This is a genomic window from Chelativorans composti, from assembly GCF_039541695.1.
In the GTDB taxonomy this organism is placed as follows: Bacteria; Pseudomonadota; Alphaproteobacteria; order Rhizobiales; family Rhizobiaceae; genus Chelativorans; species Chelativorans composti.
Genome location: NZ_BAABGS010000018.1, coordinates 148,104 through 172,769 on the forward strand (window position 1 = coordinate 148,104; position 24,666 = coordinate 172,769).

Consider the following 24,666-nt stretch of genomic DNA (forward strand, 5'->3'; position numbering starts at 1 on the left):
GGAATGTTGTAAGGGGTTGCCCGCTATGTGGGGGACTGCGGGAATGTTATCAAGGAATGTTTTTGTCACGCGACCGCGAGTCCCGCAAGCGTCCTTGCCAATTGTCCATCGTCAAGTTCGATGAGGATTGGCGTCTCCGTGAACAGCACCGCCGCCACCACCTTCTTGTCTGGATAAAGCGGCTTGATGAGCTCCGCATAGAGCGCAAGCTGCGCCACATAGGCGGGCGGAACCTCTTCTGCCCTCGCGGGCGCCGGGCGGTTGGTCTTGTAGTCGACGATCAGCACCCGGTCCTCCGTCACCGCCAGCCGGTCGACCTTGCCGGAGATGGCCCGTTCAGTGCTGCCCAGCCGGAGCTTGCCCATCACGGAGACCTCCGCCCGTGAACCCGGCGCGAAGATTGGCGCGAACTGCGGGTCGTTGAGGATGGTGAGCACCGCCCTGGCCGCCTTTTCCACCTCGCCCGCCGGCCAGGATGCGCCTGCCCGTTCCAGATAGTCGCGCGTGACGGCCTCCCGCCGATCGACGGGGAATTCGGGCAGGTACTGCAGCAGCTTGTGAATCGCCGTGCCGCGTTCCAGCGCGAAGCCCGGCTGCTGGGCGGGTCCGAGCACCGGCGACACGGGCGAGGGGACGATCTCCCTGTCGCCTTCGATGAGCAGTCCCGCGCTGGAGGGCGAAAGCGGTTTCGGCACCGCAGGCGCCGGCGGCAGCGGCTGCAGCAGCGCCGCCGGCAGTGGTTCCGGCGCTTCCGCCTGTCCTCCCTCGCCCTCGGCCACAGCGCTCACGGTCTCGGGAACCGGCGTCACCCGGAAGCGCAGTACCGGCGCGCATTCCTGCGGATCGTCGCGCGTCTCGGTTCCGGGCTGCCCCTCGAAAGCCGCCAGCACCATGCTGTGCCAGGTATCCTTGCTCGGCCTCGCGCCATGGTAGCCGCAGACGATGAGCCTGTCCTCGGCGCGCGTCATGCCCACGTAGAGCAGCCGGCGATACTCTTCCTCGGCTTTCTGCTTTACCTCGGCTTCCAGGTCCTTCATGACGCTGTTGGTGAGATCCTTTCCCTTTCGCCACAGGAACCCGGTGATGCCGCGGTCGCGCAGCTTGAACGGCAGCAGGTCCGGAAGATGGGCTGAGGTGATGGCGGCGCTGCCCGGGTCCACGAGGAACACGACCGGCGCTTCGAGGCCCTTGGCAGCGTGCACGGTCATGATGCGTATCTCGTCGCGCGACTGGTCCATCTCGCGCTTGATCTCCGGCGCGGCACCTTCGAGCGTGGCCAGTACCGCCTCGAGCCCGAGCAGTCCCGTCTTCTCGGCCGTAAAGCAGAAGGACAGGAATTCGTCCAGCACGTCGTTGGCTTCAAGACCGAGCCGCGCCACGAAGCGCTTGCGCGCGCCCGCGCGCTCCGGCGCACCGGTGAGGATACTGGCATAGAACTCGTAGACCGGCATGAACACCGCGTTCGACTGCCATTCGAGCAGCGTGGAGACGATTCCGGAGAGCCGGGCGTCCGTCTCCGCCTTCTTCTTCAGCGCAGCGAACAGCGAAAGGTCTCCGCGCCCGTAGGCGATATCGAACAGGTCATCATCGTCGAGCCCGAAGATGGGGCTCTTGAGCACGGCGGCGAGCGACAGATCGTCCTGCGGCTGGATGAGGAAACGGCCGAGAGCGACAAGGTCCTGGATGGCAATGTGCGAGGTGAGCCGCAGCCGGTCCGCACCGGACACGGCGATTCCGCGGTTCTTGAGCGCGCGGGAGAGCGCATGCACGAACCGGTCGCGCTTGCGCACCAGCACCATGATGTCGCCTGCGCGGATCTTGCGTCCCTTGCCCTCGAGGATGTCGTCCCTGAGCCAGGTCTTGATCCTTTCCGCGATCACCTCCGCCAGCCGCACCGCCGGGGCTGACGCGTGGTCGATCGGCTCGGTCCAGTCGTCCGGTTCCTCCACGGTGATCGGGCTCAGCGGCGACCAGACTTCCACATAGCCGGGCGCGTTCTCGCGGATCGCCTTGTGCTCGATCGGCTCCTGGTAGTAGGTGACGCCCTTCGCCACCTCCGGGCGGCTGAACACCAGGTCCACGGCCCGCAGCACGTCCTCGGTCGAGCGGAACGAACGTTCCAGCTTGATCCGCATGAACTGGCCGCCATTGCCGGGAATGACCTGCTCAAACATCATGCCGGTCTCGGTGAAGGCCGATGGTTCGGCACCCTGGAACGAGTAGATGGACTGCTTCTCGTCGCCCACCGCAAAGATCGTCCGCCGCACGCCCTCCCGCGCGCCGTGGCCGGCGAAGAACTCCTCCGCCAGCTTGCGCACGATCTCCCACTGGGGCGGGCTCGTGTCCTGCGCCTCGTCGATCAGGATGTGGTCGATGCCGCGGTCGAGCTTGTACTGCACCCACGGCCCTACATCGGACCGCGCCAGCAGATGCACCGTTCGCTGGATCAGGTCATTGAAGTCGAGGAAGCCGCGGGCGCGCTTCAGTTGTTCGTACTGGCCGATCAGCGCGTCGGCGATGACCGCCACGCCGTTCGTTGCCTCGAGCTGCTTCAGCAGCGCGATCCGGTCGCAGGCCTCCTGCACGAACCTGGCGGCCTCCAGATACCGGTCATAGATGTCCGGCAGGCGCTCCCTGAGCGCCTTGGTGAAAGTGCGCTCGCTTCGGGGCTCGCCCTTTCCGGTGAAGAACGCCTTCCTGAGCAGGTCCAGCCGGTGCAGCGGATCACGACTCTCGAAAGCCGCCGCTGCATCCTCGAGCATGGCATTCGTGAGGCCGGTCGCACCCACCTGTTCCGCGACCCGCACGAGCTCTGCAAATTGCTCCGGGCTCAATCCGGGCAGCGGCCAGGCCGCGGCGGCCACCGAGGAGAGCGTATCCTCCGCGCTGAATCCGAACTCCTGCTTCAGCGCGCCCAGGATGGAATGCCCGTCGCTGAGCGCGTCGATGAATTCGCGCAGCTTGTCCCGCTTGGCGACGATTTCCTTGAGCAGGTCCTGCAGGCCCGCTTCGCCGCCGCGCTGCAGGATATCCGCGAAGGCTCTGCCCAGCGGCCCGTCCTCGTGCGCCGAGACCGTGGTCATCAGCTCCCGCCGCGCCTCCAGAAACAGCGCCTGCTCCATCTGCTCGTCTAGCAGCTCGAAGTGACCGGCGATGTTCGCCTCCAGCGGGAATTGGTGCAGGATCGCCTCGCAGAAGGCGTGGATCGTCTGGATCTTGAGCCCGCCCGGCGTTTCCAGCGCCCGGGCGAACAGCTGCCGCGCCCGTCTGAGCTTTGCGTGTCCCGGCCGCTCGCCTTCCAGCTTGAAAATCTCCTCGGCGAGTTCGTCGTCCGGCAGCGTGCTCCACTTCGCAAGATTGGCGAAGACGCGGTTTGCCATGTTGGCCGCCGCCGCGCGCGTGTACGTGAGGCAAAGGATCTTGGACGGATCGGTGCCCTTGAGAAGCAGCCGGATCACCCGCTGCGACAGCACGTGCGTCTTGCCGGAACCGGCATTGGCCGACACCCAGGCGGACAGGCTCGGATCCGATGCCTTCGCCTGTTTCTCGATCGTATCCGGGGGAATGCGCAGGAAAGCCTTCATTCCGCGTCTCCCTCGGCGCCATCGCCTCCCGCCGACCATTCGAGTACGCGTGCCAGATGATCGTAGTCGCCGCTGACGTCTCCTTCCTTGAAGGGCAGGGCGCGGGAGAGGTAACCTGTCCCGGGCCTGCCGTAATGCTTGATCAGCCGCTCGAGCCGTTCCCACGCCTCCTGCGCCAGATCTTCGGCAGTCTTGTCACCCTTACCTGGCTTGAGGATCGACTCCGCCTCCACCTCGCCATTGGCGCGCAAACGCACATAGGTGAGGTTTCCGGGCGAGCGTTGGCCGATCTCCCCGAATGCCCCTTGCTTCAGCAGAGCCGCCTCGAGCGCGAGCTGCGGCGAGAGAAGCGTGTACGCTTGCTTCACCGAAGGGGAGCTTCCCGTCTTGTAGTCGATGATCTCGGCGGACCCGTCCTCCAGCAAGTCGATGCGGTCGGCTCGGCCCGACAGGGTCACGCCGGTGGAACCGATCTCGCGCGGATAGGCGGAAATTTCCGCGTATCGCGACAGGACGCGCCCGGCTCGCGCCCGCTCCCATTCGAGAATGCCCTGTGCCGTCTGCACATAGCGCGGCCACCAGACCATGTGCACGTCCTGCGGCAGCTCCGCTTCCCTGAACACCATCTCACCCGCCTCGATGAGCTTGCGGCCCGCCTCCGGGTCCATCGGGTCGATGCCTGACCGCACGAACTCGTGCAGCGCCTCGTGGAACAGGTTGCCCCGCTCGGCCGCGCCCGGATCGCGCAAGTATGGTTCCAGCGCTTGCAGCTGCAGGATCTTCCGCGCATAGATCGCGTAAGGATCGCGCCGAAGCGTCTCGATCTCCGTCACGGAGAACTTCTTCGGCCGCGCTTCGAGCGGCGGCTTCGGGTTGGGCCGCGGTGCGAAATCGACGCTTTCGGTCGCCGCCAGCGCCGCCGCCCAGTCGAGATACTTCCGCCCGCGCTTCCACATGGCTTCCGCCTCGTCTGGTCCGATGCAGGCGGCAAGCCGCTGCAGCCAGCGCGAGGCAACCGCCGGCGCGTTCCCCGACCGCGCCGAGCGCGACAGCACCACGTTCGGCGCACCCATCGCCATCATGAAGTCGTGGGCGGCGAGGCCGATGCGCCGCTCAGGCGGTAACAGCGAAAGCTCACTCTTCATCAGACGTGACATGAACCGGTCGGAGGAGGGCACCTGCGGCCAGCTGCCCTCATTGAGGCTACCCAGTACCAGCGTGTCCACGTATTGCAGGCGCGCTTCGAGCGGGCTCCAGATGAACACGCGGTGATCGCCGCCCATCGGCGGCTTCACCATCCGCCCGGCGATCAGCGCGGCGAACACATCCGGCCACTCGTCGATCGAAACCTCGATACCCGATTGCGTTTCAACCAGCTCGCGCAGGAAGCGCGTCAGCGTGTCGCCCGCCTCGCCACGGTAGAGTTCCGTGAGGCTCTGGTCCTCCTGCCGCGCCAGGCTCTCGAATGCCAGCACCGTCGCCCGCGCCATCTCGGCAAGCCGCACGCGGCCCATCCTCTCGCGCAGCGATGCCAGGGGCGCGAGCGCCTCGGCCATCCGGGCGAGCACGTCGCGCGCTTCCTCGATGGCCTCCGGTCTCATCCGCTTGAACCAGTTCGGCTCGTAATGGCTCGCGGCAATCTCCACCAGGCGATTCTCGAACAGGCTGCCGAGATGCGCGATGTCCGGCCGTCCCGTGCCGCCGCGAAGCGCGACCAGCTCGATGAGTTCGGCCGCCCGCCGCACCGTCTCACGCGGCAGCGAGAGATGCAGCAACGGATGCTTGAGCAGGCTCACGATCGCCACCGGCTCTTCCGGATGGCAGACCGTTTCGATCATCAGCCGCAGTAGTGTCGCCGGCACGGAATCCGCCAGCGGCCGCGCGCCCGAATCGTCCGCCCGGATGCCGAACCGGCGCAGTTCCATCGCCACCCGCCGCGCCATTTCGCGGTTGGGCGTGATCAGCGCCGCGGTGGCGTTCCCGCTGGCTGAGATCGCGTGCCGCAGCGCGACCGCAATCGCTTCCGCCTCCTCGCGCTCCGTCGCCGCCTCGATGAGGCTCACCGTCTGCAAGGCACCCAGCGCCAGCGCCTTGTCGACAATCGCGCGGTCATAGGCCCAATAGTCTGTCGTCTGCGCCGGACGCTGCGCCTCGGACACCACCCGCCGCCGCGCGGCGAGGGTAGGGGAGGGCGCACCAAGCTCCTGCACCTCCACCCGCTCCGCCCCGATGGTCGTGAGCAGCCGCTTCAGGCCGAACTGCGGATGGCCGCAGGAGGAAAGCTCCGCGCTGTCGCCGATCGCGGCCCAGGAAGCATCGTCCAGCTGCAGGTCGAGGCCCGGCAGCACGACGGCCCCTTGCTCGAGCCGCGCAATCGCGCCGAGCAATCGCGCCACCGCCGGGTTCGAACCCGTCGAACCGGCCGCGATCACCGGCCCCTTGGGTGGGTTGCGCTTCAGCCGCTCTACCTCCGCCGAGATCATCGCATTGCGGTGCGCGGCCGGATTGGACTTGCCCATCTCGGCCAGCGCCTGCGGCCAGGCTTCCGTCACGATCTGCAGGAATTCGAGCGTCACCTGCCACCACACCGCCAGATCCTCGGGCGCAAGATCGGCAAGCCGCGTCCAGTCCCCTTCCTCCGTCTCCACCTCGTCCATGAGGTCTGCGAGGTCGCGCGCGAGCCACAGCCCGTCCGCGATTGAGGCGGGGATCACCACGCCTTCCTCGAACAGCGCGGCCACATGGCCTGGCAGGCGGCTTTTCCATGCCTGCACCAGTGGCGCCAGCATCAGGATGCGGTCGAGATGCGAGATCGGCGGGTTGATGGCGACGAGTTGCTCCGCCCCGCCCTCGTCGGTGACGTCTGTCAGCTCTTCCTCGAACTCGCCCAGCGCCCGGATGGATGGCAGGATGACCGTGTCGCCGCCGAGCTGGCGCATGAACTCCGCCCGCAGCTCGCGCACCGCGCGCCGCGTCGGCAGATAGATGGTGACATTCGACAGCGAGAGCGGATCGCCCTCGAAACGGAACCCGGGCACCAGTCTGCCCGAAAGCAGCGCCTCCGTCAGCGCCGGCAGGAAAGGTACGCCCGGCGGTATGGAATAGAGTCTCGGCGCTTTCCTCGCTTCCGTCATGAAGTCCTTCGTTCGCGTTCCAACACAGCCTCAGCCGGTGCGATGGCGTCCGGCGTGCCCACCGTGAGCCAGTGCCCCTCGAGCGGCAGGCCGAACAGCCGCCCTTCCGCGATCGCCCGGTCGAAATAGAGGTTCAGCGAATGCGGTTCCGCAGAAGCCCCCTCGAAGATGCGCGGATGGATGATCCCGGCTCCGGCATAGATATACCCGTCGGCTGCATCCTTTGCACGCCGCAGCCGCCCGGCATCGTCCATCACGAAATCCAGCTTGCCCGTGTGCCCGGTCGCCTGCGCCGGAGCGGCCAGCAGTAGCAGCATGTCCATATGTTCCGCATCCCACGCCGCCGCCAGGCGAGCGAGGTTCGAGCCATCACGGTCGATCCAGAATGTGTCGGCGTTGAGGATATAGAACGGCTTTTCCCCGAGATGCGGCAGCGCCCTCACGATCCCACCTGCCGAATCGAGAAGCTGGTCGCGCTCGTCGGAAATTGCGATCGCGGGTGTGCGCCGCGCCTTGAGATGCCCGATCAGCATGTCCGGCAGGTAGTGGACGTTCACCACAGCCTTCCGAACGCCGGCTTCCGCCAGCGCGTCGAGCCCCCAGTCTATGAGCGTCTTGCCGCCGACAGGCACCAGCGGCTTCGGCATCCTTTCGGTGATCGGACGCATGCGCGTGCCGAGCCCCGCCGCCAGCACCATAGCCTTCTCCGGCCCGCGCGTACTCATGCCTGATCCCCGAGAAAGCCCTGCTTTTCGTAATGGGCGTGCAGATCAGCCAGCACCGGGTGGTTCATCGCGCGCCGCAGATAATCCTGGATGCGGGGCAGGTGCTTCAGATATCCGGGCTTGCCGTCGCGCTTCGCCAGCCGCACGAAGATGCCGAGGATCTTGGTGTTCCGGTGCGCCGCCGTGATCGCATAGGCCTCTTCAAAGGCTGCGCGGTCGAAGCCTGATCCTCGCGCTGCGCAATAAGCCTCCACCACAACCCGTTCGATCTCTTCTGATATATCAACCCGCGCATCCATCGCGAGCGACGCGACGTCATAGGCCGCAGGCCCCATCGCCGCATCCTGAACGTCGATGATGCCGAGCCGGTCGAAGCCTTCCTGGTCCTCGCGCCAGATGATGTTGGGCGAATGATAGTCTCGCAGCACAAGGCTCTGCTCACAAGTCAGCAGCCTTTCGATGAGCGGGGCCCACAGCCGGGCAAACTCCGCTCTTTCCTCGTCGCTCGCCGGGCGGCCCTTCGCGAAAGGCACATACCAGTCCAGCAGCAACGATGCTTCAATCTCGAATGCCGCACGGTCATAGTCCGGCACCATGTGCTCCACGCCCTCGCGCACCGGCATGCGGCGCGGCCATTGTTGCCCGTGCATCGCCGCCAGAAGCCTTCCTGCCTCCGCATAGCGTTCCGCGCTCGGGCTCCCGTCAGGCAGCAAAAAGGTGCCGTCGCCCAGATGCTCGATCAGCAGCAGTCCGGCGTCGAGATCCATCGCATGGATCTCGGGCGCCGCAAACCCGTGCGCCTTCAAGCACTTCGCGACGCCAACGAAGGCCGCCACCGACTGCGCAAGCCTGGCGATCCGGCTGTAAGGCAGGCCATCCCGCACCGCCGGCTCGTTTCGCCGCTCCGGCGCGTCCATCAGCACGAGCCGTTCTCCGGCCTCCGTGCGGATTGTCTCATAGGCTCGAATGGAAGCATCCCCGAGCATGTACCGCCGGCTCGCGCCGGGGTAGCCCGACGCATCGAGGAACGCCCGGACGTGCAGCGAGTGGACGATCCGCGCGCGGGCGGCCTCCGGCGCGTGGATTTCCACCCGCCGGCCTTCGCCTTGCTCGAAAAGTTTCACGTGAATCGCTGTTATGAAGTAATCAGAGGCCCTTTCCGGCCACTCGACCAGCGCCACGCCCTCGGCCAGCACCTCGGAGAGGCCGAGTTCCTCCATCTCTTCGGCTTCCGACAGCCGGTAGAGATCGAAATGATGGATGGGGATGCGCAGCGCATAGCTCTGCACCAGCGTGAACGTCGGGCTCGGCACCTCGAGCCATTCATCGTCCGCGATCGCCCGGATGATGGAGCGCGCGAGCGTGCTCTTCCCCATGCCAAGGTCGCCATGGAGCGCCACCACGTCACCGGGCCTCACGGCCTGCGCCAGATCCTCGCCCAGCCGCAGCGTGGCCGCTTCGTCGGGCAGGTCGAGTACGATCGGATCGGCTGTCGGCATGTGGACCTTTATTCAGCAGCCGCGCGCACGCCATTGGGGGCGAAGGGGAACCGGCAGATGACGGCGGTACCGCGACCTTCGCCCGTTTCGATCTCCACCGTGCCGCCGTGGAGTTCGACGAAGCTCTTGACGATGGCGAGCCCCAGCCCCGCGCCGCGCCGGCGCCCGCTGTTGCTGGACTCGAAGCGCTTGAAGATCGTGCGCAATACCTCCGGCGCCATGCCGGGACCGTTGTCGTGCACGCGGAAAACCACGCCATCCCCGCTGTCCCAGGCCGACACCGTGACCCTGCCGCCCTCTGGCGCATAGTTCGCGGCGTTGCTGAGCAGGTTGTAGAGGATCTGCTTTACGCGATGCTCGTCCGCGAAGAAATGCGACGGCGCCCGCGACACGTCCACTTCGACCGAAATGTCGTGCTCGGCGAACCGTTTCTCCACGAGGCTGACCGCCGCCTGCACAGTCGCGGCCACCGGCACCTCGCGCACATCGAGTTCCATGATGCCCGCGTCCACGGTTGCCAGGTCCAGGATATCGTTCACCACCGTCAGCAGGATGGAGGACGAGGAGCTGATGTGCTCGACATACTCGCGCTGGCGCGGCGTAAGCGGTCCGGTCGTCTCCAGCGACAGGAGCTCGGTGAAGCCGATGATGTTGGTAAGCGGTGAGCGCAGCTCGTAGGACACGTGCTGTACGAAGTCGTTCTTGAGCTTGTCGGCCTTCTCGAGCGCCTCGTTCTTCTCCTTGAGCGCGCGCTCCACCTGCACGCTGTCGGTGACATCCACGAAGGTGAGCATCGTCTGCCCGTTGGGCAGATAGATAATGGCCCACTGCAGCACCGTGCCGTTGGTGAGTTCGGTCTGGCCGTGGCTGTCGCGCCGCTCGTCGTCGAAGCCGGTGGCCGCCGCTACGAAATCCCCCCACGGGCTCGGGTTCGCGAGCGGATCGCAGGCGGTCTTGAGCAGCGAGATGTGAATGTCGCCCTCGAGGAACTTGTCGGGAATGCCCCACAGCCGCCGGAACGCCGGGTTGGACAGGCGCAGCCGGCCGTCCGAACCGAACACGGCCACGCCCTCGGCCAGGTTGTCCAGCGTTTCGCTCTGGACCTTGACGATGGCGTTGTACCGGCTTTCGAGGCTGATCTTCTCGGTGAGGTTCTCGAATACCCAGGTGATGCCGCCGCGCGGCTGCGGGTTGGCGATCACGCGGATGGTGCGTCCATCCGGCAGGTGCCACCAGAACTCCTGCGGCTCCACCGCCCGGTAGACGGACAATACCTGGTCCTTCCACCGGCGCCACTCGGGCTGCTCGGCAAGTTTGCCCTCGCTCCTCAGCCGGTCGAGCAGGATGGCGTTCTCCGGCTGGCTGTCGAGGAAGCGGGTGTCCAGCCCCCACAGCTGCTGGAAGGCCTGGTTGTAGAACTTGAGCTTCTGTTCCGCGTCGAAGGTGGCGACCGCCGTCGTCAGCTTGTCGAGCGTATCGGCATGGCTGCGCACCATGCTTTCGTATTCCTTGCGCAGCGCCTCGAGTTCGCTCGTGTCGCTCGCGATGCCCGCACTGCCCGCGCCGTCGGCAACAGATGTGACCTCGTAGACCTTGCGCTCGCCCCTGACCACGGTGGAGACCGACTGCTGGGTGACTGCGCCGCTCTGCCCAAGCCCATCCCGCGAGGCGGCCGGCAGCAACTCCCGGCCTTCCTGGATGGCGACCGACGGCTCGCTTGCTTCCACCGCCTGCGCATAGGCGCGGTTGACCCAGGCAAGACGCCCGCTCTGGTCGCGCAGCCACAGCGGCGTATCCAGTTGATCGAGCAGCCGCATCAACGTCTCATGGCTGGCGCGCAGCTGGTCGAGTTCGAGCTTCAGCCGCGCGTGTTCCTCCTGAAGGGACGTGTAGGAGGCAAACCGCAGCACGGAATGAAGCGCCGAGCGCCGTCCCTGCACCTCGAGAAGCGTACCGGATTGCGTCTCCGCGACGAGATCGAAGGACTGCCCGCGATCGAGAAGGGCCTGCAGCGAGCGTTCCAGTGCCGCTGCGGACTTGGCGCTGAGCCAGCGCCCGAAGGCGAGAAATGCGTTGCGTTCGAGCGGCGCCCCCGATTCGGCCGGCAGGTCGCCGACCACGGACGGCGTGTCACCGCCTGTGGGCCACACGACGATGCGCTGGTCTCTGAGGTTGAGCAGGGCTTCCGAGCGCGACAGGGCGCTCGACAGTTCCGCCACGCGCCCCTTGAGAACGGACATCTCGGCGAGGGAACGCGCCCTCAGCTTGATGACCCCCAGGGCGCATAGAAAAGCCGCGCCCATGACACCGGCGAAGATGGCGAACTGGAGGGCGCCGTGGGTACTGATCGTGGTCTGACCTATGACCGGCAGGTTGACGACGGACTGGGCGGCGGCCCCTTCGATGGATGCGGAAAGCGCAATCATGCTCGACAGCGCCCGGCCGGCAAACCGGCGCGCTTTTCGCCATGACGATGCTTCCGGGCCCTGAGGCTCCGGAACCTCGCCGATCAGCGGGCTCAGCCCCAGCATTGGTTCCTCTCCAGCAAATAGATCAAGACCATGGCCGCATGGCGGATTCGTCTGCATTCTCGAATCATCGCACTGTACTAGTTGGACGAATCCAGGTGAAGAAGCCATTAACCATAAATGAAAATGCCGGGCCACCTCCGTGACCCGGCATTTCTGCGCAGTGAACGTAACCGTCCGCGCTGAAGGCGCGTCAGTACCTGTAATGATCCGGCTTGAACGGGCCTTCCGGCGAGACGCCGATATAGGCGGCCTGCTCGGGCGTGAGTTTGGTGAGCTTCACGCCAAGCTTGTCGAGATGCAGGCGGGCGACCTTCTCGTCCAGATGCTTCGGAAGCACGTAGACCTTGTTCTCGTACTGGTGGCCGCGCGTCCACAGCTCGATCTGTGCGAGCACCTGGTTGGTGAAGGAGGCCGACATCACGAAGCTCGGATGGCCGGTGGCGTTGCCGAGGTTGAGCAGGCGGCCTTCCGACAGCAGGATGATGCGCTTGCCGTCGGGGAAGGTGATCATGTCCACCTGCGGCTTGATGTTGGTCCACTTGTAGTTGCGCAGACCCGCGACCTGGATCTCGTTGTCGAAGTGGCCGATGTTTCCGACGATGGCCATGTCCTTCATGCGGCGCATGTGCTCGACCGTGACAATGTCGCGGTTGCCCGTCGCCGTGATGATGATGTCAGCCGTCTCCACCGCGTCGTCGAGCGTGACCACCTCGAAACCGTCCATCGCCGCTTGCAGGGCGCAGATCGGATCGGCCTCGGTCACCTTGACGCGCGCGCCCGCGCCCCGCAGCGAGGCGGCCGAGCCCTTGCCCACGTCGCCATAGCCGCAGACGATGGCGACCTTGCCGGCCATCATCACGTCGGTCGCGCGGCGGATGCCATCTACGAGCGATTCCTTGCAGCCGTACTTGTTGTCGAACTTCGACTTGGTGACGGAATCGTTCACGTTGATGGCGGGGAAGGGCAGCAGACCGCGCTTCTGCAGCTGGTACAGGCGATTGACGCCCGTCGTCGTCTCCTCGGTCACGCCGCGGATTGCGTCACGCTGGCGGGTGAAGAAGCCCGGCGTCTCGGTCATGCGCTTCCGGATCTGAGCGAAGAGGATTTCCTCTTCCTCGCTGCCGGGGTTGGAGAGCACGTCCTCGCCCGCCTCGGCACGCGCGCCGAGCAGGATGTACATGGTGGCGTCGCCGCCGTCATCGAGGATCATGTTGGAGGGCTCGCCATCCGGCCACTGGAAGATGCGGTCGGTGTAGGACCAGTACTCCTCCAGCGTCTCGCCCTTGACGGCGAACACCGGCGTGCCGGTAGCCGCGATCGCCGCCGCGGCATGGTCCTGCGTCGAGAAGATGTTGCAGGAGGCCCAGCGCACTTCGGCGCCGAGCTCCTTCAGCGTCTCGATCAGCACGGCGGTCTGGATGGTCATGTGCAGGGAGCCGCTGATGCGGGCGCCCTTGAGAGGCTTCTGCGCTCCGAACTCTGCGCGGCAGGCCATCAGGCCCGGCATTTCCGTTTCGGCGATCTCAATTTCCTTTCGCCCCCAGTCCGCGAGCGAAATATCGGCAACGACGTAGTCTTCGGCCATGATCCGAGCTCCGTTTGGAATAATTTTCCGCGCCCGGGCGGACGCGCGTTTCCTGATGCCTAGCAGAACCCGCATCAGCGTACAACGATATAAGGAACTCTTTATGTGATTCCGGCCTCTCCTTTTTGGCGGAAGCCAACTGCCGCTTCGGAAATGAGGGTTGCTGCACGGCTTCGCATAGGCTTTCTGCCTGCTGACGCTGACCGGAACATCCGGGTCCTGTTCTCACGCAGGGCTTACGGTACCAACGGCTTGATTGGCGGTTCTAAACCGGAACAGGCTTCCTGGAAAAGAGCCTTCAGATCTCTTCGCCGAAACGGTTGGCGATCAGCTCCCCGAGCGCGTCGAGAAGCTCTCCGGCGTCGGGCCCTTCGGCCGTCACGTGGATGCAGCAGCCGGGACTGGCGGCAAGCATCATCAGCCCCATGATGGAGGTTCCGCCCACCTTCATGCCGTCCTTCTCGACCGTGACCTTCGACTGAAAGCCGTCCACGAGCTGCACGAACTTGGCCGAGGCGCGCGCATGCAGCCCGCGCTGGTTGACGATGGTGAAGCTGCGGGAAATCGTCTGCGGTCCGGTGGCGGAAGAAGTGGCGCTGTCGTTCATTTTCCTTGCAGAACCCGGCTGGCGACATTGATGTACTTGCGGCCGGCGGTCTGCGCTTCTTCGAGCGCCCTCTCGAGGTCATCGCTGACCCGGACACTGGAAAGCTTGATCAGCATGGGCAGGTTGACCCCGGCGATGACCTCGATACGCCCCGGTTCCATGACCGAGATGGCGAGGTTGGAGGGTGTGCCGCCGAACATGTCCGTGAGGACAACAACGCCCGCCCCGGTGTTCACCCTCGCGGTAGCGTCCAGGATATCCTGGCGCCGCTTTTCCATGTCGTCGTCAGGCCCGATACATACGGTTTCGATCTGCTCCTGGGCGCCAACCACATGCTCGAGCGCGTGACGGAACTCATCAGCCAGCCTGCCATGGGTAACGAGGACAATTCCAATCATCGGACCGCCCTCCAGTCATTTTTCATGCGCGCCATCGGGCGAAGGCCTGCCCACTCGTGATGCGGGATCCGGATCACCACTTCTCTACTCACTGCGAGAGCACTCTCCGTTTACTTGCCTGTTTTCGCCACCAGGTCGCGGAATTCTTGCTGGAATGCATTTTCCAGGCCGGAGCGCTATCTTGTCCAGCCTGCCATTAATGACAAGTCCAAATCGGTCAAGCGCTGCGGCTTTTTTGCCATCACGATTAATGCTCGCGGAAGGGGCCGCGCTTGAGAACGGCAAGAATTGCCAGCACGGCGCCATCCGCGTTCCGCTCTTCCAGTTCCAGCAAGGGCAGCCCGATGCCGAATCGTTCCTCCCGGCGGTCGTCGTTCATGCGGGGAGCGCAGCCCCTGGGCACGAGGCGAATCAGCAGGTCTACTGGCGACGACGCGACATGATCCACCGCCGTTGGCCCCACGCCCCATACCTCGATGAGCCCGGCAATCGCCTCCGGCGCCGTGCCGGCCAGCCTGCCGTCCTGAACCGAAAGAAACACCTGGTCGTCGCTGACGAGCTTCACCGGCAAGCCGAGTGCCGTTCCGGTGATGAGGAGTTTCAGCGCCAGCGTGGACTTGCCCGAGCCGGACGGCCCTTCGATCAGCACACCCTTGCCGGCAACCGAAACGAGCGTACCGTGAACATTGCTGGCCGGCACTATTGTCCCTCCGCCTGGAGAGAAATGACGAAGCGCGCGCCGCGCACTTCACCTGGCTTGGCACCCGGAATGTTCTCCGCTGTGAGGGTGCCGCCGTGGGCTTCGATGATCTGCCGGCTGATGGAGAGGCCAAGGCCGGAGTTCTGGCCGAAGGACTCTTCGCCGGGCCGGTCGGTGTAGAAGCGCTCGAAGATCCGCTCGACGTTCTCCGCCCGGATACCCGGGCCATTGTCTTCCACCGAAATGACGATGCGCTTGCCGGTGCGCATGAGCGTGATGGTAATGCGTCCTCCTTCGGCAGGCACGAAGGAGCGCGCATTCTCGATCAGGTTGGTCAGCACCTGCCCCAGACGCAGGTCATGGCCCATCACGATGAAATTCCTGCCCTTGTCCTCGACGCTGACGACGATCTCCACCTGCTTCTTCTTCGCGCTGACATTCCGCGCCGCGTCGACGATGTGATCGACCAGCTGCTTGAGGTCGACCGGCTCAGCCTCCTGGCGCACCAGCTCCGCATCGAGGCGCGAAGCATCGGAAATGTCCGTGATCAGCCTGTCGAGACGGCGAACGTCGTGCTGGATGATCTCCATCAGCCGGTCACGCGATTTCTTGTCCTTGGCCAACGGCAGCGTTTCCACGGCACTGCCGAGCGAGGTCAGCGGGTTCTTGAGCTCATGCGCCACGTCGGCCGCAAAGCTCTCGATCGCGTCGATCCGGGCATAGAGCGCCTTGGTCATGTCGCGCAGCGCCACCGAGAGGTTGCCGATCTCGTCCTGGCGGTGGGAGAAGTCCGGGATCTCCTCGCGACTGCGCACGCCCCGCCTCACACGGATTGCCGCAGCAGCGAGCTTGCGCAGCGGATTGGCGATGGTGGAGGCAAACAGCAGCGACAGCATGACCGTGACCGCCGCCGCCACCGCGAACACACGGAAAATGGCCCTGCGCTCCTCGGCGATGATCCGGTCGATGTCGCCCTGGGTCGAGAGCTGCAGCGCGCCCACGACCACGCGGTAACGCTGAATCGGCACCGCGACCGAAATGATGTATTCGCCCTTTTCGCTGCGCCGCTGCACGGCCTGCACTGTTCCCGTCTTCAGCGCGGTCGTTACCTCGTCATAGGCCAGGCCGCTGCCGCCGGGCTGCTCGCGCTCGATCGGCAGGTTGTTGTCGAGGAAATAGGACGTCACCCAGGTGCGGAACCGGTCCCACAGGCCCGGTTTGGGCGGGTCGAGGGGCGGCAGATCGTACCGGAGGATCTGCGTGAGCTGCCGCGTGTCGTAGATGAGATTGGCCTCGCCGTCGTAGACGCGCGCGCGCGTCTTGGTAGGCGAGATCAGCCGGCGCAGCAGCGGCGCAACGATCTCCGGATTGATGGGAAAGTGCAGGTTTTCAAGCCGGTCGCTTCGCGGCGGCAGGGTTTCGCCGGCCTGCAGTTCAAGCAGCTTCTCCGGATCGACCAGAATGGTGTCGGTCTCGACCGTCGCCGATCCCGCAATGGCGCCCGCGATGATCTCGCCCTGCGTCTTCAGACTTTCGACCTGGGCCTCGATCAGCGCGTCGCGGAACTGGTTGATGTAGAGGATGCCGACGAAAAGGACGGCAATCGCGCCGAAATTCAGAATCAGGATGCGCCGGGTCAGGCTCGAGAACATGTAGTGACCCAGCACGCGGCGGACCGGCTGGGCGAGCCGCTTCGGCAGCCACGGTCGAACCGGCCGGCTGCTGGCGACACTGTCCAGCCTGTTACGCGCTCGCTTGATCATCCGCCTCAGACGTCACACTTCCCGGAAGCGGTATCCCACACCGTAGAGCGTCTCGATCATGTCGAAATCGGGATCCACCGCCTTGAACTTCTTGCGCAGCCGCTTGATGTGGCTGTCGATCGTGCGGTCGTCCACATACACCTGTTCGTCATAGGCTGCATCCATCAGCGCATCGCGGCTCTTTACCACACCCGGCCGCTGCGCCAGCGCATGCAGAATTAGAAACTCCGTCACAGTCAGCGTCACCGGCTCGCCCTTCCAGGTGCAGGTATGCCGCTCCTGGTCCATGACCAGGTTGCCGCGTTCCAGCGACCGCGTCGGCTTGTCACCACCCTTGGCGGCCTGTTCCCGCGCGCCGGCGCGGCGCAGCACGGCCCGGACGCGCTCGACCAGCAGCCGCTGCGAGAAAGGTTTCCGGACGAAATCATCGGCGCCCATCTTCAGGCCGAACAGCTCGTCGATCTCATCGTCCTTGGAGGTCAGGAAGATCACCGGCAGATCGCTCTTCTGCCGCAGGCGCCGCAGCAGCTCCATGCCGTCCATGCGGGGCATCTTGATGTCGAGGATCGCGAGCGACGGCGGACGGGCAATCAGACCTTCCAGGGCTGACGCGCCATCCGTATAGGTTTCCACCCTGTATCCCTCGGACTCGAGCGCGATAGACACAGACGTAAGAATGTTACGGTCATCATCTACGAGCGCGATTGTCGCCATATCGGAAGGCTCCCTCATCTGCGAATGTCCCTCTCTGTGCTGTGCGCTCAGTTGCAGGACAAATTAGGTACAAAATGTGGCACACATAACGTTCAAAGTCACACCCTGATTTGCGCACCATGTGGGAACCCCCGCGCCCTGTGGCAAACGCCTGCACATTCCCGGTTCCCGATCCCGCGGTATTCACACATCTAACCGATTTAAAAAGATTTTAAAAAATCTAAATCGATTAATGATTTGATTTCACTCACCTTTTCTGATGATTAAAGCTGCGCCGCCTGCTACTGGCGGGTCTCACCCGGCTTGATGGCCGGCTTCCTGGACAGAATTCTAACTTTGGTAAAGTCAATGCCCGAAACCGGCCTTCGCAATCCTACTTTTGGACTTGAGCAGAGCAACCTCAAAACCACCGGAAAGGTGTTCTTCAACCTGAATCCGGCGGAACTGGCCGAGGAATCCATCCGACGCGGCGAGACCCGGCTGACGGCTCATGGCGCGCTGGTGGCCACGACCGGCCAACACACCGGCCGTTCGCCGAAGGACAAGTTCATCGTTCGCGATGATCTGACGGAGAACAACGTCTGGTGGGACAACAACAAGCCGCTTTCGCCGGAGCACTTCGAGGTCCTCTACCAGGACATGCTGAAGCATGCGGCAAACATGGACCTCTTCGTACAGGATCTGCGCGGCGGCGCCGATCCGAAGAACGAGCTGCCGGTCCGCGTCGTCACCGAGTACGCCTGGCATTCGCTGTTCATCCGCAATCTCCTGATCCGTCCGACGAAGGAAGAGCTCGAGACCTTCGTCCCGAAGATGACGATCATCGACATTCCGTCCTTCAAGGCTGATCCGGCCCGTCACGGCACCCGCACAGAGACGGTAATCGCCATGGACATGAAGCGCATGATCGTGCTCATCGGCGGCACCGAGTACGCAGGCGAGGTGAAGAAGTCGGTCTTCACCGCCCTGAACTACATCCTGCCCGAGCGCGATGTCATGCCGATGCACTGCTCGGCCAATGTCGGGGCCGAGGATGACGTGGCTGTCTTTTTCGGTCTGTCGGGCACCGGCAAGACCACGCTTTCCGCCGACCCGAACCGCACCCTCATCGGCGATGACGAGCACGGCTGGGGCCCCGAGGGCGTGTTCAACTTCGAGGGCGGCTGCTACGCCAAGACCATCCGCCTGTCCGCCGAGGCCGAGCCGGAGATCTTCGCAACCACCCGCCGCTTCGGCACCATTCTCGAGAACGTCATCCTCGACGAGAACCGCGTTCCGGATTTCGATGACGGCAGCCTGACCGAGAACACCCGCTGCGCCTATCCGCTCGACTACATCCCCAACGCGAGCGCCACGGGCCGCGCCGGCCAGCCGAAGAACATCATCATGCTGACGGCCGACGCCTTCGGCGTCATGCCGCCGATCGCCCGTCTGACGCCGGCCCAGGCCATGTACCACTTCCTGTCCGGCTACACCGCCAAGGTGGCCGGAACCGAGCGTGGCGTAACCGAGCCGGAAGCGACCTTCTCGACCTGCTTCGGCGCTCCCTTCATGCCGCGCCATCCGTCGGTCTACGGCAACCTGCTGCGCGACCTCATCAAGGAGCACAACGTCGACTGCTGGCTGGTGAACACCGGCTGGACCGGCGGCGCCTATGGCGTCGGCCGCCGCATGCCGATCGCCGTCACCCGCGCGCTGCTCACCGCTGCCCTCAACGGCTCGCTGAAGAACGTCGAGTTCCGCCGCGATCCGAACTTCGGTTTCGAGGTTCCGGTCTCCGTTCCGGGCGTCGACAGCTCGTTCCTCAACCCGCGCGAGACCTGGGCCGACAAGGCCGCCTATGACGCGCAGGCCGCCCGCCTGGTCGGCATGTTCATCGACAATTTCGCCAAGTTCGCGGACTATGTCGGCGAGGACGTGCTGAACGCGGCCCCCCGGCTGGCTCAGGCTGCCGAGTAAGCGTCGCGTCAAGGAATGACGGTTCACAGGCCGCCTCGGGGCGGCCTGTTTCATTCTTGAGACCTGGAGAAAGACCGTGAGCGGCGGACGACTCGACGTCAGACCTGGCATCTGGATTGAGGAAGACGAGCTCGACGAGCAGTTCATCCGCGCATCCGGCCCGGGCGGGCAGAATGTGAACAAGGTCGCCACAGCCGTCCAGCTTCGCTTCGATGTCATGAATGCCGGCTATCTCCCCGAAGCCGTCCGCCTTCGCGCCATTGAACTTGCGGGCAGCCGCGCCACGAAGGATGGCGTGGTTGTCATCGAGGCCTCGCGCTTCCGTACCCAGGAGCAGAATCGCCAGGATGCCCGCGCCCGTCTCGTGGACCTCCTCTATCGGGCATCCGAACCGCCGCCCAAGCCCCGCAGGAAAACCCGCCCCAGCCGCGGCGCCGTCGAACGCCGCCTGAAGGCGAAATCTGCCCGCGGGCAGGTGAAGAAGATGCGCGGCAAGGTCACGCCGGAATAGGCGCGCGGTCGCATGACAGTGCTGAATATGTTTTGATTTCCTGCATTGGCTGCGGCTAAAGTGGAATTTTCAACCTCCGGAGGATAATGCATGAGTGTTTTTGACTTTGTGAAATCGGTTGGCGTCAAGCTCGGCCTGGTGGACGAGGAGAAGGCGCCCGATGCGGAAGAACTGAAGAAGGCGCTGGAATCCCACTCTCTTGGCACCGAGAAGGTGGACGTGAAGGTCGAGGGCGACAAGGTGATCCTCTCCGGAGAGGTCAAGGACCAGTCGATCTTCGAGAAGGCCATCGTTGCCGTCGGTAACACCCTGGGCGTATCGAAGGTTGAGGCTGCCGAGCTGAAGGTCGCCGAAGCGCCTGCGAAGGACCCCGTTTTCTACACCGTTAAGAAGGGCGACAACCTCTGGAAGATCGCCGAGGCCCATTACGGCAAGGGCAAGGGGGACAAGCACACCCTGATCTTCGAGGCGAACAAGCCGATGCTTACCCACCCGGACAAGATTTATCCCGGTCAGGTGCTCCGCATTCCCGAGCTGGACGAATAGCCGCCGCAACGGCTCAAGGAAAAGCGGGAACCGGCTCTCGGTCCAGAACCTTTATCAGGAGATGACCAGGGACGGTTCCCGGCACGGAACCCGCTGCGTTTCGGCATTTTTCCGGAACGCTGAATGTTCTAGATACTGACCAGGAAGACGATTCACCACGGGGCTGGAGACCTGATCCATGACGGAAATGCTTCCTGGCATCCGCTACCTGCCGGCGTATTTCAGCGCCGACGAGCAGAAGGCTCTCCTCGAAGAGGTAAGGGCGGTGGTCGCCCAAGCGCCACTGTTTGTCCCGCGCATGCCGCGCACCGGCAAGCCGATGAGCGTGCGCATGACCAATTGCGGTGCGCTCGGTTGGGTGACCGACCAGGAGCGTGGCTATCGCTACCAGCCCATCCATCCCGTCACCGGAAAGCCCTGGCCGCCGATCCCGCCGATGCTGCTCGACCTCTGGCGTGCCGTTGCGGATTATCCCTTCGATCCGGAAGCCTGCCTCATCAACTATTACGATGCGGAAGCGAAGATGGGCCTGCATCAGGACCGCGACGAGCAAGACTTCGACGCCCCCGTGGTTTCCGTCTCGCTGGGCGACACCTGCCGCTTCCGCGTCGGCGGCAAGACCCGCCAGGGTCCGACTGTCTCCTACAAGCTGCAGAGCGGCGATGTCTTCGTTTTGGGCGGGGAGGGGCGATTGGCCTTCCACGGCGTCGACCGCATCTACCCCGGCACCTCGACGCTCCTGAAAAACGGCGGCCGCATCAACCTGACGCTCCGCCGCGTGACGCCGCCACGGGCCTCGGAAATCATCACGTGAAACGGTGAGTGTTCCTCTCGGCGGAGAGATCAATCTGCGGGGGTGGAGAAGAAGCTTGATCCCGCTGCACCGCTGTGGATTGCAGCCAAGCCTTACAGCTTCCGCAGGGCGACCCGCTCCACGAGATGGTTGGCGCCCTTGCGCAGGATGAGGTCCGCGCGCGGCCGAGTCGGAAGGATGTTCTCCTTCAGGTTCTTGAGGTTGATGTTCTCCCAGAGCTGCTCCGCGATGGCTCTAGCTGCGTGCTCGGAGAGCTTGGAATAGCGGTGGAAGAACGACTGCGGATCGCGGAAGGCGGTCTCGCGCAGGCGCATGAACCGCTCCACGTACCAGTCGTGAATGAGCTCCACCGGCGCGTCGATGTAGATTGCGAAGTCGAAGAAGTCCGAGACGAACGGCACCGCGATGCCATCAGCGGGGAGGTTACCCGTCTGCAGCACGTTGATGCCCTCGAAGATCAGGATGTCCGGCCGGTCGATCGTGACATACTGGCCCGGCAACACGTCATAGGTCAGATGCGAGTAGAGCGGCGCCTTGACGTTCGGCATGCCCGCCTTGATCGCCGACAGGAACCGCAGGATCGCCCCGATGTCGTAGCTTTCCGGAAAGCCCTTGCGGTCCATGATCCCGTTCTTGCGCAGCACCTCGTTGGGATAGAGGAAGCCGTCGGTGGTGACCAGGTCCACCTTCGGACTGGACGGCCACCGCTGCAGCAGCTCCTTCAGCACGCGTGCCGTGGTGGACTTGCCCACTGCCACCGAACCGGCAATGCCGATGATGAACGGCGTTTTCACCGAATCGTCCATCTGGAAGAACACGCGCCGCTGGCGGTAAAGCAGCTGGCTTGCTTCCACATGGGCGCTGAGCAAGCGCGACAGCGACAGATAGATCCGGCGGACCTCCTCCAGGTCGATCGGGTCGTTGAGCGACCGGAGCCGCTCCACCTCTTCCGCCGTCAGCGTCAGCGGCGTGTCGTTGCGAAACTGCGCCCACTCCTCCGCAGTGAAAACGCGATACGGTGAATAGCGTTCGTTCTGGGCGTTCTGGATCATTGAATTCTGTGCCTCGCGTGGAGAAACCCGGCCGGCGTGCGCTCACGCTTTCGGGCGGGAAGCCTTTTCCGCAATGCCCGACTGTCCGGTCCTGGACTCCAGTTTGGCCATGACCTCATCCACCGACACGCCGGCGAGCGCCAGCACCACCAGCCAGTGATAGAGCAGGTCGGCGCTTTCGGAGACGAGTTCCTCGCGGTCGCCCTTGACGGCGGCGATCACCGCCTCGACGGCCTCCTCGCCCATCTTCTGGGCAGCCTTCGGCATGCCCGCGTTGAACAGCTGCGCCGTCCACGACTGCGGGTCGCCCGACCTGCCTCGCGTGGCGATGATGGCCTCGAGTTTCTTGAGGTCGAAGTCGCTCATCGCCATCACCCTTCTCTCACTGGATCAAGCCGCACGGGAATACCCGCCTTCGCGAGGTAATCCTTCGCCTGCCGGATCGTGTAGGTGCCGAAATGGAAGATGGAGGCGGCCAGCACGCCGGTGGCGTGTCCGTCGCGGATGCCTTCCACCATGTGCTCCAGCGTTCCGACGCCACCCGAAGCGATCACCGGCACGCGCACCGCATCGGTGATAGCGCGCGTCAGCGGAATGTCATAGCCGGCTTTGGTGCCGTCGCGATCCATGGAGGTGAGCAGGATTTCACCCGCGCCCAGCTCCACCACCTTGCAGGCGAACTCCACCGCATCGATGCCGGTTGGATTGCGCCCGCCGTGCGTGAAGATTTCCCAGCGCGGCGTCTCGCCTTCGCCCGAGACCCTCTTGGCGTCGATGGCGGCGACAATGCACTGGTCGCCGAACTTGTCCGCCGCCCGGGCCACGAACTCCGGATTCCGGACCGCCGCCGTGTTGATCGACACCTTGTCGGCGCCCGAGAGCAGCAGCTTGCGGATATCCTGCACCTCCCGCACGCCGCCGCCGACGGTGACAGGCATGAAGCACTGGTCGGCCGTGCGCGCCACCACGTCGTAAATGGTCTCGCGGTTGTCGCTGCTCGCCGTGATGTCCAGGAAGCAGAGCTCGTCCGCTCCGGCCTCGTCATAGGCCTTGGCGGCTTCCACAGGATCGCCCGCGTCGATCAGGTCGACGAACTGCACGCCCTTGACCACCCGTCCGTCCTTGACGTCGAGGCAGGGGATGACGCGCGCCTTGAAACTCATGACCGTGCCTTTCTGAGTAGAGCCAGGGCTTCGGCAGGATTGATACGCCCATCATATAGTGCGCGTCCGGAGATTGCGCCTTCCAGCACCGCCGCATCCGGCTGGATCATCCGCTCGATATCCGCCATGGAGGCCAGCCCGCCGGAGGCGATCACCGGAATGTTGACCGCATTCGCGAGCGCGATGGTGGACTCCCAGTTGATGCCCTTGAGCACGCCGTCGCGGTCGATATCGGTGTAGATGATCGCAGCCACGCCCGCGCCCTCGAAGCGCTTGGCAAGCTCCTCTGCCGTCAGGTCCGAGGTCTCGGCCCAGCCTTCGACCGCCACGCGCCCGCCACGCGCGTCGATGCCAACGGCGATGCGGCCGGGAAACGCCGCGCAGGCCTCGCGCACCAGCTGCGGATTGCGCACGGCCACCGTGCCCAGGATCACCCGGGCCAGCCCCTTGTCGAACCACGCCTCGATCTGCTCCATCGAGCGGATGCCGCCGCCGAGTTGCACCGGGTTCTTCGTCGCCCTGAGGATCGCTTCAACCGCTGCCCCGTTCACGCTGGTGCCGGCGAACGCGCCGTCGAGGTCTACCACGTGCAGCCACTCGAAACCCTGCTCCTCGAACGTCCGCGCCTGCGCCGCGGGGTCCGTGTTGTAGACCGTGGCTTGGCTCATCTCGCCCAGTTTCAGGCGGACGCACTCGCCATTCTTCAGATCAATGGCAGGAAACAGGATCATGGCTTCCACTTCAGAAAGTTTGCGATGAGAAGCAGGCCGAGCACCTGGCTCTTCTCGGGATGGAACTGGGTTCCCGCGAGATTGCCGCGCGCGACCGCAGCGGTTACCTCGCCGCCGTAGTCGGTCGTGGCGAGAACGTCTTCCTTGTTCTCGGCGTCGAGATGGTAGGAGTGCACGAAATAGGCGTGATAGCCGTTGGGTCCCGTGGCGATACCCTCGAACAGGGGGTGCGAATATTTCACGTGAATCGTGTTCCAGCCGATCTGCGGAATGCGCAGCGAAGGATCATCCGGCGTCATCAGCTTCACGTCGCCCTTGATCCAGCCGAAGCCCTGGGTGACCTGCTTCTCGAGCCCGCGCGAGGACATGAGTTGCATGCCGACACAGATGCCTAGGAAGGGACGTCCGCGCTCTATGGCAACCTCGTTGATCGCTTCGATCATGCCGGGCACGGCCACCAGGCCTGCCTTGCAGTCCGCATAGGCCCCGACGCCGGGCAGCACGATGCGGTCCGCCGACTTCACCCGTTCGGGCTCGCTCACGAGTTCGATCTGCGCGCTGATGCCGGAATTCTCCGCGGCTTTCTGAAAAGCCTTCATGGCAGACCGGAGGTTGCCCGAGCCGTAATCAATAATGGCGACACGCATTGC

Annotated in this window: 20 protein-coding genes; 4 read left to right on the forward strand and 16 right to left on the reverse strand. The window is 64.5% G+C overall.

The genetic code is table 11. From position 1 onward, the window contains the following. Window positions 1–65: 65 nt before the first annotated feature. The 11 genes from addA to ABD906_RS06140 form a co-directional block, all read right to left on the reverse strand. On the reverse strand, window positions 66–3,584 hold the full coding sequence (addA, locus tag ABD906_RS06090; RefSeq protein ID WP_345098635.1) for a double-strand break repair helicase AddA: 3,519 nt from the start codon (window positions 3,582–3,584) through the stop codon (window positions 66–68). Then, window positions 3,581–6,718: a double-strand break repair protein AddB gene (gene addB, locus ABD906_RS06095; RefSeq protein WP_345098636.1), complete on the reverse strand. Its 3,138-nt coding sequence runs from the start codon at window positions 6,716–6,718 to the stop codon at window positions 3,581–3,583. Before addB ends, addA begins: the two co-directional genes overlap by 4 nt. Continuing rightward, window positions 6,715–7,443 carry a sugar phosphate nucleotidyltransferase gene (locus tag ABD906_RS06100; protein WP_165277310.1) on the reverse strand — a complete coding sequence of 243 codons (729 nt, stop codon included), beginning with the start codon at window positions 7,441–7,443 and terminating at the stop codon, window positions 6,715–6,717. The genes addB and ABD906_RS06100 overlap by 4 nt, the downstream gene beginning before the upstream one ends. After that, the gene (gene tsaE / locus ABD906_RS06105) at window positions 7,440–8,942 is read right to left on the reverse strand and encodes a tRNA (adenosine(37)-N6)-threonylcarbamoyltransferase complex ATPase subunit type 1 TsaE (RefSeq protein ID WP_165277311.1); all 1,503 of its coding nucleotides are present in this window, start codon (window positions 8,940–8,942) and stop codon (window positions 7,440–7,442) included. The genes ABD906_RS06100 and tsaE overlap by 4 nt, the downstream gene beginning before the upstream one ends. 8 nt (window positions 8,943–8,950) lie before the next feature. Continuing rightward, complete coding sequence (locus ABD906_RS06110) at window positions 8,951–11,473, reverse strand: sensor histidine kinase (RefSeq protein ID WP_345098638.1); 2,523 nt, start codon at window positions 11,471–11,473, stop codon at window positions 8,951–8,953. A 190-nt stretch (window positions 11,474–11,663) separates the two neighbouring features. Next, the gene (gene ahcY / locus ABD906_RS06115) at window positions 11,664–13,058 is read right to left on the reverse strand and encodes an adenosylhomocysteinase (protein ID WP_165277313.1); all 1,395 of its coding nucleotides are present in this window, start codon (window positions 13,056–13,058) and stop codon (window positions 11,664–11,666) included. Between the two features lie 298 nt (window positions 13,059–13,356). Then, entirely contained in the window at window positions 13,357–13,665 is a 309-nt protein-coding gene (locus ABD906_RS06120; protein ID WP_165277314.1) for an HPr family phosphocarrier protein, read from the reverse strand. Further along, window positions 13,662–14,063 carry a PTS sugar transporter subunit IIA domain-containing protein gene (locus tag ABD906_RS06125; protein ID WP_165277315.1) on the reverse strand — a complete coding sequence of 134 codons (402 nt, stop codon included), beginning with the start codon at window positions 14,061–14,063 and terminating at the stop codon, window positions 13,662–13,664. The genes ABD906_RS06120 and ABD906_RS06125 overlap by 4 nt, the downstream gene beginning before the upstream one ends. Window positions 14,064–14,310: 247 nt before the next feature. After that, window positions 14,311–14,763, reverse strand: a complete 453-nt coding sequence (locus ABD906_RS06130; protein ID WP_345098639.1) for an HPr kinase/phosphorylase — start codon at window positions 14,761–14,763, stop codon at window positions 14,311–14,313. Then, window positions 14,763–16,526 carry a stimulus-sensing domain-containing protein gene (locus ABD906_RS06135; protein ID WP_345098640.1) on the reverse strand — a complete coding sequence of 588 codons (1,764 nt, stop codon included), beginning with the start codon at window positions 16,524–16,526 and terminating at the stop codon, window positions 14,763–14,765. The genes ABD906_RS06130 and ABD906_RS06135 overlap by 1 nt, the downstream gene beginning before the upstream one ends. Window positions 16,527–16,538: 12 nt before the next feature. Beyond that, window positions 16,539–17,240 carry a response regulator gene (locus tag ABD906_RS06140; protein WP_165277318.1) on the reverse strand — a complete coding sequence of 234 codons (702 nt, stop codon included), beginning with the start codon at window positions 17,238–17,240 and terminating at the stop codon, window positions 16,539–16,541. A gap of 348 nt (window positions 17,241–17,588) precedes the next feature. Here ABD906_RS06140 and ABD906_RS06145 point away from each other — a divergent pair, with 348 nt between their 5' ends. The 4 genes from ABD906_RS06145 (at window position 17,589) to ABD906_RS06160 (ending at window position 21,070) form a co-directional block, all read left to right on the forward strand. Then, the gene (locus tag ABD906_RS06145) at window positions 17,589–19,199 is read left to right on the forward strand and encodes a phosphoenolpyruvate carboxykinase (RefSeq protein WP_345098641.1); all 1,611 of its coding nucleotides are present in this window, start codon (window positions 17,589–17,591) and stop codon (window positions 19,197–19,199) included. 76 nt (window positions 19,200–19,275) lie between these two features. Next, the gene (gene arfB / locus ABD906_RS06150; protein ID WP_165277320.1) at window positions 19,276–19,710 is read left to right on the forward strand and encodes an alternative ribosome rescue aminoacyl-tRNA hydrolase ArfB; all 435 of its coding nucleotides are present in this window, start codon (window positions 19,276–19,278) and stop codon (window positions 19,708–19,710) included. 90 nt (window positions 19,711–19,800) lie between these two features. Next, window positions 19,801–20,256, forward strand: a complete 456-nt coding sequence (gene lysM / locus ABD906_RS06155) for a peptidoglycan-binding protein LysM (protein ID WP_165277321.1) — start codon at window positions 19,801–19,803, stop codon at window positions 20,254–20,256. A 178-nt stretch (window positions 20,257–20,434) separates the two neighbouring features. Further along, entirely contained in the window at window positions 20,435–21,070 is a 636-nt protein-coding gene (locus ABD906_RS06160) for an alpha-ketoglutarate-dependent dioxygenase AlkB (RefSeq protein WP_165277322.1), read from the forward strand. 92 nt (window positions 21,071–21,162) lie between these two features. Here the strand turns inward: ABD906_RS06160 and coaA are convergent, their stop codons facing one another. The 5 genes from coaA to hisH are packed head-to-tail and all read right to left on the reverse strand — an operon-like array spanning window position 21,163 to window position 24,663. Continuing rightward, window positions 21,163–22,122: a type I pantothenate kinase gene (gene coaA, locus ABD906_RS06165; RefSeq protein WP_165277323.1), complete on the reverse strand. Its 960-nt coding sequence runs from the start codon at window positions 22,120–22,122 to the stop codon at window positions 21,163–21,165. A gap of 42 nt (window positions 22,123–22,164) precedes the next feature. Further along, window positions 22,165–22,488, reverse strand: coding sequence for a phosphoribosyl-ATP diphosphatase (locus tag ABD906_RS06170; RefSeq protein ID WP_165277324.1), 324 nt, complete (start codon window positions 22,486–22,488; stop codon window positions 22,165–22,167). A 5-nt stretch (window positions 22,489–22,493) separates the two neighbouring features. After that, the gene (gene hisF / locus ABD906_RS06175) at window positions 22,494–23,285 is read right to left on the reverse strand and encodes an imidazole glycerol phosphate synthase subunit HisF (RefSeq protein ID WP_165277325.1); all 792 of its coding nucleotides are present in this window, start codon (window positions 23,283–23,285) and stop codon (window positions 22,494–22,496) included. Continuing rightward, a complete protein-coding gene (hisA, locus tag ABD906_RS06180; RefSeq protein WP_165277326.1) occupies window positions 23,282–24,016 on the reverse strand; it encodes a 1-(5-phosphoribosyl)-5-[(5-phosphoribosylamino)methylideneamino]imidazole-4-carboxamide isomerase in 735 nt (244 codons plus the stop codon). The genes hisF and hisA overlap by 4 nt, the downstream gene beginning before the upstream one ends. Further along, window positions 24,013–24,663, reverse strand: a complete 651-nt coding sequence (hisH, locus tag ABD906_RS06185) for an imidazole glycerol phosphate synthase subunit HisH (RefSeq protein WP_165277327.1) — start codon at window positions 24,661–24,663, stop codon at window positions 24,013–24,015. Before hisH ends, hisA begins: the two co-directional genes overlap by 4 nt. Window positions 24,664–24,666: the final 3 nt, after the last annotated feature.